General features: G+C 71.9%; 5 protein-coding genes. 2 read left to right on the forward strand and 3 right to left on the reverse strand.

Annotated elements, in window-relative coordinates; genetic code table 11:
* From VE326_04195 to VE326_04205, 3 genes are all read right to left on the reverse strand, one after another.
* On the reverse strand, positions 1-2898 hold a 2898-nt coding region (locus VE326_04195), incomplete at its 3' end, for an efflux RND transporter permease subunit (protein ID HYJ32397.1).
* 13 nt (positions 2899-2911) lie between these two features.
* Positions 2912-4075 carry an efflux RND transporter periplasmic adaptor subunit gene (locus tag VE326_04200; protein HYJ32398.1) on the reverse strand — a complete coding sequence of 388 codons (1164 nt, stop codon included), beginning with the start codon at positions 4073-4075 and terminating at the stop codon, positions 2912-2914.
* Positions 4072-5472, reverse strand: coding sequence for a TolC family protein (locus tag VE326_04205; GenBank protein ID HYJ32399.1), 1401 nt, complete (start codon positions 5470-5472; stop codon positions 4072-4074). Before VE326_04205 ends, VE326_04200 begins: the two co-directional genes overlap by 4 nt.
* 18 nt (positions 5473-5490) lie before the next feature.
* Between VE326_04205 and VE326_04210 the strand changes: the two genes are divergently transcribed.
* A complete protein-coding gene (locus VE326_04210) occupies positions 5491-6357 on the forward strand; it encodes a sigma-70 family RNA polymerase sigma factor (protein HYJ32400.1) in 867 nt (288 codons plus the stop codon).
* 127 nt (positions 6358-6484) lie between these two features.
* Positions 6485-8079, forward strand: a 1595-nt coding sequence (locus tag VE326_04215; GenBank protein HYJ32401.1) for an OPT family oligopeptide transporter, incomplete at its 3' end; no start/stop codon positions are given.

Below are 8079 nucleotides of genomic sequence, written 5' to 3' on the forward strand. Positions count from 1 at the left end.
GTTCCGCACGGTGATGCCGGCCCCGGCGATGAAGCCGATCATCGAGGTCGCCGTGAAGAAGGCGCCGAGCGCCGCGTGCGCGGGAAGGATCCCGATGAGGCTCAGCGGAATCGGCAGCATGATCACGAAGGGGGTGGTGAAGGAGCGGAACCACCCCACCGTCAGGATGTAGATGAGCAGCAGCACCACGGCGAACGCCGTCCCCATGTCCCGGAAGACCTGAAGCGTGATGTGCCATTCGCCGTCCCACTTGAGCGAATAGGACTCGGTGGACGCCGGCATCGTCAGATTGAGCTGCTCCACGCGGCCGCCGTCGGGAGCCCGCAGCGAATCCACGCGCGCGCCCAGCTTCCCGATCGCATAGACGGGGCTCTCCTCGCGGCCGGCCACGTCCCCTAGCACGTACACCGCGCGCCGCTGGTTCTTGTGGTAGATCTCCGCCGGCGCCTCCTCGCGCGCCGAGCGGACGAGCTCCGATAACGGGGTCCCCGCCCCGCTTCCGACCCGGAGCGCGGCGAGCGCGGACTCGTCTGACTGATCCGCCGGTGAGAGCTGGACCCGGATCGGCACCGGTTCCGTCTCGGTCCCCGCCTGAAGAACGCCGACCGTGTTCCCCGCATAGAGCCCCGCGGCCGTCCGCGCCACCGCCTCTGGCGAGACGCCGGCGAGTGCGGCGCGGTCGCGATCGACGTTCAGGGCGATCCGAGGCTGCCCCTCGGTGAGGAGCAGATCGGTGTCCACGACCCCCGGGGTCGTCCGGAAGACGCTCCACACCTGCCGGGCGAGCGCGCGCTGTCCCTGGAGGTCGGGGCCGTAGACCTCGGCCACCAGCGTCGAGAGCACGGGAGGACCGGGCGGCACCTCCACCACCTTGAGCCGCGCGCCGTACTTCGCGGCCACCACCTCCAGCGCCGGGCGCACGCGCCGCGCGATGGCATGGCTCTGCGCGCGGCGCTTCCCCGCCTCGACCAGCTTCACCTCGACCGAGGCGTAGCGGGGATCGGAGCGCAGGTCGTAGTGCCGCACGAGCCCGTTGAACGTGACCGGGGCGCCGATGCCCGTGTAGATCTGATAGGCCTCCACCTCCGGCTCGCGCGCGGCGCGCGCCGCGACCTCTTCGGCCGCCGCGAGCGTCCGCTCCAGCGGCGTTCCCGGCGGGAGGTCGAGCAGCACCTCGAACTCGCTCTTGTTGTCGAAGGGCAGCATCTTCACGGTCACGATCCGGAACGCGATCAACGACACGGCGGCCGCGAAGAGGAACGCGATCAGCCCGAAGAAGAAAAGCCGCGCGCGGGACTCCGAAAGGAGCCGCCCCATGACGCGGCGGTAGGTGCGGTCCAGCTTCCCTTCCTCCACCCCTTCGTGCGCGGACCCGTGACTCACCAAGAGGCGCCGCGCCGCCCACGGGGAGACGACGAAGGCGACGCCCAGGGAAAAGAGCATCGCCAACGAAGCGCCGATCGGGATCGGCTTCATGTAGGGGCCCATCAGGCCTCCCACGAACGCGAGCGGCAGGATCGCGGCGATCACCGTCACCGTCGCGAGCACCGTGGGATTTCCTACCTCGTCGACCGCCTCGATCACGCGCTGGTCCTTGCTCCGGCCGTCGCGCAGCCGCAGGTGGCGCGCGATGTTCTCGACCACCACGATCGCGTCGTCGACCAGGATGCCGATCGAAAAGATGAGCGCGAACAGCGTGACCCGGTTCAGCGTGTAGCCGAGGAAGCGGTAGATGAAGAGGGTCAGCGCGAGCGTCACGGGAATCGCGATCGCAACCACCAGCGCCTCGCGGCGGCCGAGCGCCAGCGCGATCAGAAGCACCACCGACATCGTGGCGAGCAGCAGGTGGAACATCAGATCGTCCGACTTCTGGCGGGCGGTCTCGCCGTAGTCCCGCATCGTGGTGATCTCGAGTCGGTGCCCGATCAGGTGCGGCCGGAGGGTCTCCACCTGGGCGTGGAGCCGCTTCGTCAGCTCCATCGCGTTCACGCCGGGGAGCTTCGTGACCTCGACCGTGACGGCGGGATAGCGGGCGCCGCCGTGCCGGCCGAAGATCACGTACTGGGTCGGCGCGGGGGCGCCGTCTTCGACCCGGGCCACTTCGGTGAGACGAACTGGCCGGCCGTCGCGCGCCGCGACGGCCAGGTTGCCGATCTCCTCCGCCGACGTGAAGGGCGACTCGGCGCGAAGCGCGACCCGTCCCTCGGGTCGCACCGCCCCACCCGCCGGGAACGAGAGCCCGGAGGAAGCCAGGCTCCCCATCAGCTCGTCCAGCGTGAGCCGCGCGGCCGCCATGCGGCCGGGGTCGGGCTCGACCCGGATCGCGCGCGGCTCGCCGCCCAGGACCCGCACGCGCGCCACCCCCTGCGTCTTCTTCAGCTCCAGCGCGAGCTCCGAGGCGACGCGGCGCAAGTCGCTCGGATCGGCATCGGGATGCGCGGGGTCCCACACCGTCAGGGCCAGCACCGGCACGTCGTCGATCGATCGTGGCGCCACGTCGACGATCCGCGCTCCGGCAGGAAGGGTCGCGGCGACCTCGTCCAGGCGCGAGCGCAAGCGGCTCCACGCCTCGTCGGGGTTCGAGCCCACTTCGAACCGCGCGATCACGAGCGCGCCGTCGTCGCGCGAGGTGGAGTACAGGTACTCGAGCTTCGGGATGAGCGAGAGGCGCTTCTCGACCGGCGTGACCAGCTGGCGCTCCACCTGCTCCACCGGGGAGCCGGGCCACGCCAGGGTCACGTCGATCATCGGGACCTGGATCTGCGGCTCCTCTTCGCGAGGCAGCGTGAGGAGGGCCAGGATGCCGAGGAGCACCGAGGCGACGACGGCGAGCAGCGTCAGCTTGGAATCGAGGAACGCGCGCGCGATCCGTCCCGCCGGCCCCAGGGAATGTGGCATCGTCACCACGGCCTCACCGCCGCTCCGTGACGGCTCGCCCGTCGGCGAGCTTGGAGGGGTCCAGCGCGATGTCGTCGCCCGGCTCGAGGCCGGCCAGCACTTCCGCGCTCGAGGCGTCCTCGCGGCCCAGTCGCACCCAGCGGAGCCAGGCGCGGCCCTCCTGGACGACGTAGACGCCGGTGAGCGACCCGCGGCGGATCACGGCCGAGGAGGGAACGCTGAGGGCTCCTCCCGATGCCGGGGTTCCGACGCCACCCGGACGGCGGCCGCCCGCGGGCGCGCCGGTTGCGGCCGGCGCCGGGGCCTGCGGCGCCTCGAGCCGGACCTCGGCGAAGTCGCCGGGAACCAGGGCGACCGCGCGATCCGAAAGCTTGAACCGGGCCGTCCGCGTGCGCGACGCGTAGTCGGTCATGCCGTCCACACGAAGGAGCGACGCGGGATGCCACGGCCCCGCCTGGAACCGAACGGTGGCGCGCGTGCTCCGGAGGTCGGCGCTCCACCCCTCGGGGACGGCCGCCACGATCTCTCCCGCGCCGGTCGAGCGGACGTCGAGAACCGCGTCGCCAGGATTGAGCGACGTGCCGGGATCGACGTGATGGCGCACGACCACGCCCGCAAAGGGAGCGCGGACCTCGGTGCCGGAGACCAGCCCCGCCTGCGTGGCGTTCGCCGCGGCGTAGGCGGCTTCCGCGGCCTGGCGATCCTGGCGCGCCAGCTCCAGCTCGCGGAGTGCGGCGACGCGATCGGCGTAGAGAGATTCGACCCGGGCCTCCTGCTTCCTCGCCAAGTCGAGCCGCGAAGACGCAGCGGCCAGCCCCGAGCGCGCCGCCTGGAGCGCGGCTTTGGCCTCGGTCGCGTCGAAGCGGGCGAGCACGACGCCGGCCGGGAAGGCGGCGCCCTCCTGGTACGGCAGCGCGCTCAGGCGCGCGCCGATCGTGGCGCGAATGGTGACCTCCTCGCGCGCCGCGACGCGCGCGGGGAGGATGAGCTCGCGCTCGGAGCCGGCCGTGCCGACCCGGCGCACCGTCACCTCGACGGGCGGCGTGGTGTCGGCCGCGGCGCGGCCGGGCTCGTCGCGGTGGCCGCAGCCCGCCGCGGCCATCGCGATGAGGAGTGCTGCGCCGAATCGCGCGGCAGGGGCCGGCGAGGCGGAGCCGGGTGGGATTCGTGATTTCATTCGAGCATCCCTCGTGCGTGCAGGAGACGGTACTGGGCCAGGACGGCGTCAGACTCGGCGTCGACGCGGGCGTGTCGCGCCCGCGCCGCCTCGGCCTCCACGGCCAGGAGATCGGACTGCGGGAGAAGCCCCGCGCGATAGCGGCCCTGCGCCAGACGGAGCGCCTCCTCGGCCGACGCGGCGCCGAGGTGTGCTGCGTCGCGTCGGTCGAGCGAGACCTCCGCGTCCACCGCCGCGTCGAGCGTGGAGGCGGCCAGCGCGCGCTTCAGGAGCTCGGCGCGGGCCACGGCCTCGTCGGCGCGCGCTCTCGCGATCCGGCGCTCCTGGATGCGGCGCGTCCCGTCCCAGATGGGGAATGAGGCGGTGAGCCCGACGAAGAAGCGGCGCGCTCCCCCGCCCGATTCCGGATCTTCGTAGCGGCGAACGTCGGCGCGCGCGTTCAGCGAGGGCAGGAGCGCGAGCGAGGCGCGGGTCACCTCGATCCCCCGGGCGCGGGCCTCCTCGCGCGCGGCGACGTATTCGGGGCGGGCGGCGACGTAGGGCTCGCTGCGGGACGCGTCCCGATTCTGGCCGGCAGGATCCGGCAACATTCCGAGATCCTCCCGGAGCACCCGCTGGCCGACGGTCGTCGCGAGCCGCGCGAGCGCGACCTGGACCCGCCGGTCGGATCCGAGCGCGGCCACGCGCGTTTCGGCCCAGTGCGCCGTGGCGCGCAGCGTGTCCAGCTCGGGGATCTGTCCGCGCCGGAATCGCTCCACCGCGGAGCGGCGCGACTCCTCGGCGGCCGCCAGCGCGATCGAATCGGCCTCCAGGGCGTCTCGCGCGCGGACGGCCTCGACGTAGACGCCAGCCACCTCCAGAAGCCGGTCGGCGACCGCGGCGCGCGCCGATTCCCGGGCGGCGCGGCCTCGATGCGCCGCCAGGGCGGGCGCCGTGACCTCGGCGCCTCCGTTCCAGAGCGGCTGCTCCGCCGTGGCGCCCCAATTCCAGGCGCTCCGCGGCGCGGGATCGTTCAGCGTCGGCAGCGCGAAATCGGCAGCCGTGAACCGCCCTTGCCAGAGCTTCTGCGAGAAGAGGAGCGCGGGATCGTCACTCCGCGTCCACCCGGCGTCCAGGCCGATCCGCGGGGAGAGCGCCGACCAGCCCGAGGCCGCGGCGGCGCTTCCGGCATCGCCCGCGGCCCGCGCGGCCGCGATGCCGGGGTCGGATCGCCGGGCGGTCTCCAGGACTCGGTCCAGGGTCCAGGTCTGGGCGGACGCCGCGACGGGAGCCGCGAGGGAGATCGCCAGAGAGGCCACGGCGGGAACGCCGAGGTGCAGCGCCAGGAAAATGCCCACGGCGCGGTACGCCCTGGCCCGGGGCCCGGGGTTGTGGTCGAATAGGGTTTCGGAGCGCATTCGGGGGTGAGTGTCACGATGGCAGACAAAGGATTCGCGAAAAACGGGGCCGCGGCGCGGGCCGAGGAGCGGCGTCTTCTCCTGGAGGCCCGCGACGGGGACCCGCGCGCTCTGCGCAGACTTCTGGAGCGCCTGTCGCCGCCCATCTACCGCTTCGGCCGGAGCTTCTGCCGAGACTCCGACGACGCCGAAGACGTGATGCAGGAAGTTCTCGTGTCGCTGGTCCGTTCGCTCCCCTCGATCCGGGGCGGCTCGTCCCTGACCACCTGGGCCTACACGGTGGCGCGGCGCGCCTGCCGCCGCCAGCGGCTGCGGGCCGGACGGAACGGCGCGGGCGCCGCCGGAGACGGCAGCTCGACGGAAGGAGCCGAGCCGAGGGCTCCCCTTTCCGCTGACCCCGCGAACGAGACCGAGCGCCGCGAGCTGGCTCGAGCCCTGAGCGTCGCGATCGGAGAGCTCCCTCCGGCCTATCGCGAAGCGGTGATCCTGCGCGACGTGGAAGGGCTCTCCGCGGCCGAAGCGGCCCGCGTTCTGGGGGTGAGCGAGCGGGCGTTGAAATCGCGCCTCCACCGCGCCCGGTTGGCACTTCGGGACGTCCTGGCGCCGCACTTCGGCGGCACCCCGCGCGCGGGCCACGCGCGCTCCTGCGTCGAGACGGGCAGGATGCTGAACCGCTACCTGGACGGAGAGCTGACCCGCGCGGCCTGCGAGGCGATGCAGGCGCACGTCGGGGCCTGCCCCGCCTGCGGCACGGCCTGCCGCGCCTTGAGCGAGGCGCTCACCCTCTGCCAGCGCCCGGGCTCACGACGCCTGAGCCGGGAGACCCGGGACCAGCTCCGGCGGGCCATTCGGGGAGCCATCGAGGAGATCGGGTCCAGGCGGTGAGTGGGGCCGTCGGGCGAAGAGCCGGGTGCCGGGCGCTGAAGCCGGTAGCCATCGGTACCTGTTGAGCGCCGATCCGTCGCGGAGCATTCTACGTCCCTCACGTCCGCCGTGAACCGGAGGGAAGCCCGTGACGACCGAGACCGTTGCCGAGACACCGGCCCGTCCCGTAGAGGCAGCGCCCCCGCCGCAAACCCCCGAACAGATCGAGCGCCACTGGTTCGAGAACGTCTACGCCGGCGACCGCATGCGCCAGCTCACGCCCCGCGCGCTCATCATGGGGATGCTGCTCGGCGCGTTCATGTCGCTCAGCAACATCTACATCGGCCTGAAGGCGGGCTGGAGCATGGGCGTGGCGATCACCTCCTGCATCCTCGCCTACGCCATCTTCGCCGCCCTGCACCGCGCCTTTCCGAAGCAATTTCCCGCCTTCAGCATTCTCGAGAACAACGCCATGCAGTCGTGCGCCTCGGCGGCGGGGTACATGACCGGCGCGGGGCTCGTGAACGCGATCCCCGCGCTCATGATGCTCAACCCGTCGGCGGTCCCGGGGATGTGGGCGCTGACCATCTGGACGCTGGTGCTCTCCTGGCTCGGCGTGTTCCTGGCGGTCCCGGCGAAGCGGCAGATGATCAACGTGGAGCAGCTTCCCTATCCCAGCGGAATCGCCGCGGCCACCACGATGCGCGCGCTGCACAGCGAGGGGAGCAAGGCGGAGCGGCAGGCGAAGGCGCTGATGTGGTCGGGCATCCTCGGCGCCGCGATCACGTGGTTCCGCGACGCCTCCGCGCCCTGGATCAAGTACCCGAACATCCCGGCGACCTGGGGCACGAGCTGGATCCGCCTCGGCCGGTATCACCTGAACGAGCTCACGATGTCGTTCGAGGGCTCGCTCCTGTTCGTCGCGGCGGGCGCGATCATGGGCTTCCGCCAGGCCTGGAGCATGATGCTCGGCGCCTGCGTCAACTATCTCCTCCTCGCGCCGATGATGATGGACCAGGGCGTCATCGCCACGACCGGCGGCTCGGCCCTGAGGCGAATCTCCTCCTGGAGCCTCTGGATCGGCGTCCCGATGATGGTCACGTCGGGGCTGCTCCTCTTCTTCATGCAGTGGCGCACGGTGGTGCGCGCGTTCGGGACGCTCCTGGCGTTCTTGAAGAAGCGCCCGGGCGGCACCGACGATCCCATGGAACGGATCGAGGTGCCGGGCTCCTGGTTCGTGGGCGGGATGATCGTCCTCGGTGGCGCCGCGATCTACTTCGGGCACCTCTATTTTCACATCCACTGGTGGATGGGGCTGATCGCCGTGCTCATGACCTTCTTTTTGGTGGTCGTCGCCGCGCGCGCCACGGGCGAGACCGACATCACGCCGACGGGGCCGATCAGCAAGATCACGCAGCTCACGTTCGGCGCGATCCAGCCGGGCAACGTCACGACGAATCTCATGACCGCGAACATCACGGCGGGCGCCGTGAGCCACGCGGGCGATCTCCTGACCGATTTGAAGAGCGGCTACCTGCTGGGCGCCAACCCGCGCCAGCAGTTCATCGCGCAGTTCTTCGGCGTGCTGGCCGGAGGCCTGGTCGTGGTCCCGGTCTTCTTCCTCCTCGTGCCGAACGCGTCAGTGCTCGGAACCGAGCAGTGGCCCGCCCCGGCGGCCCAGGTCTGGCGCGGCGTGGCCGAGCTCTTGTCGAAAGGCGTGGGGTCCTTGCACCCGACCGCGCG

This window comes from Candidatus Binatia bacterium, from assembly GCA_035631035.1.
Lineage (GTDB): Bacteria > Eisenbacteria > RBG-16-71-46 > SZUA-252 > SZUA-252 > DASQJL01.